The following is a 2,076-nucleotide window of genomic DNA, read 5'->3' on the forward strand; positions in this document are numbered from 1 at the left end:
ACAACTGGACGGGCAACCGCGTCACCTGCCGCGACTGGTTCCAGCTGTCGCTCAAAGAAGGCCTGACGGTGTTCCGCGATCAGGAATTCTCGATGGACATGGCCGGCAGCCCGTCGGCGCGGGCCGTCAAACGCATCGAGGACGTGCGCGTGCTGCGCACCGTGCAGTTCCCGGAGGACGCCGGCCCCATGGCGCACCCGGTGCGCCCGGACAGCTACGTCGAGATCAACAACTTCTACACCGTCACCATCTACGAGAAGGGCGCCGAGGTGGTGCGCATGCAGCACAACCTGGTCGGGCGCGAGGGCTTCGCGCGCGGCATGCGGCTGTACTTCGAGCGCCACGACGGCCAGGCCGTGACCTGCGACGACTTCGCCCAGGCCATGGCGGACGCCAACCCGGGCAGCGAGCTGAACCAGCGCCTGGACCAGTTCAAGCGCTGGTACTCGCAGGCCGGCACGCCGCGCGTCACGGCCACGGGGCGGTACGACGCCGCCGCGCAGACCTACACCCTGACGCTGGAGCAAAGCTGCCCGCCCACACCGGGCGAGCCGGAGAAGCAGCCCTTCGTCATTCCCGTGGCGCTCGGCCTGGTGGGCCAGGACGGCAGCGCCCTGCCCCTGCAGCTCGAAGGCGAGGCCCAGGCCAGCGGTACCGAGCGCACCATCGTGCTGCACGAGGCTGGCCAGACACTGACCTTCATCGGCATCACGCAGCCGCCTGTACCCTCGCTGCTGCGTGGTTTCAGCGCCCCGGTCGTCCTGGACTGCGACTACAGCGACGCCGATCTGCTCCTCTTGCTGGCGCGCGACTCCGACGCCTTCAACCGCTGGGAGGCCGGCCAGCGCCTGCTGCTGCGCATAGCTACACAAAAGATAGCTGAATACCAAGACGCAGCAACGGAAACGCTCGTTTTTGACCAAAAAATGCTGCCGGCACCGGTGGTCGAGGCGCTACGCGACGTGCTGCGCCACCCCGCGCTGGATGCGGCGTTCAAGGACCTGGTGCTCACCCTGCCCTCGGAGGCGTACATCGCCGAGCAGCTGGACGTGGTGGACCCGCAGCGCATCCATGCCGTGCGCGAGGCCCTGAAGCTGGAGCTGGCCACCGCCCTGCAGGCCGATTGGGCGTGGGCGTACGAGACGCACCAGGACAGTGGCGGCTACCGCCCGGACCCGGTCAGTGCAGGCCGCCGCGCACTGGCGGGCACGGCCCTGTCCATGCTGTGCCTGGCAGCGGCGGCGTCGGGCGAGCCGTTCTGGCCGGGCAAGGCCTACCAGCGCTTCAAGGTGGCAGGCAACATGACCGACCGCGCGGCCGCCCTGGCCGCCCTGGTGGGCAGCGGGCACGAGCTGGCAGCGCCGGCGCTGGCGCGCTTTCACACCCTGTTCAAGGACGATGCGCTGGTCATCGACAAATGGTTCGCCCTGCAGGCCGGCAGCCCCGACCGGGGCGGCAACGCCCTGCCCCTGGTGCGCCAGCTCATGCAGCACGCGGACTTTTCGCTGAAGAACCCCAACCGCGCGCGCAGCGTGATCTTCACCTACTGCAACGGCAACCCCGGCGGTTTTCACCGCATGGACGGCGCCGGCTATGCCTTCTGGGCCGATCAGGTGCTGCAGCTCGACACCTTGAACCCGCAGGTCGCCGCGCGCCTGGCCCGCTCGCTCGACCGCTGGAAGAAGCTGGCCGAGCCCTACCGCAGTGCGGCCCGGGCCGCCATCGAGCGCGTGGCCACCAGCGGCGGCCTGTCCAGCGACGTGCGCGAGGTCGTCTCGCGCGCGCTGGAAGGCTGACGCGCGGACGCGCCCGGCGCCTTGCCGGATCATTCTCACAACAAGAAGGAAGGGAGTTCTTTCATGACCGAACGCATCAGCTTCACCCGCTACCTGGTCGAGCAGCAGCGCGACCACGGCCGCATCCCGCCGCAGCTGCGCCTGTTGCTGGAAGTGGTGGGCCGCGCCTGCAAGCGCATCGCCCTGGCGGTGAACAAGGGCGACCTGGGCGACGTGATGGGCACGGCCGGCAGCGAGAACGTGCAGGGCGAGGTGCAAAAGAAGCTGGACATCATCGCCA

Annotated in this window: 1 protein-coding gene and 1 pseudogene; both read left to right on the plus strand. The window is 69.1% G+C overall.

Annotated elements, in window-relative coordinates:
- A partial coding sequence (gene pepN, locus RT051_RS14600; protein ID WP_313077868.1) for an aminopeptidase N occupies positions 1-1,796 on the plus strand: 1,796 nt, incomplete at its 5' end.
- A gap of 63 nt (positions 1,797-1,859) precedes the next feature.
- A pseudogene (locus tag RT051_RS14605) lies at positions 1,860-2,076 on the plus strand (fructose-bisphosphatase class I); the annotation flags it as partial.

The organism is Melaminivora sp., assembly GCF_032059615.1.
GTDB lineage: Bacteria > Pseudomonadota > Gammaproteobacteria > Burkholderiales > Burkholderiaceae_C > Melaminivora.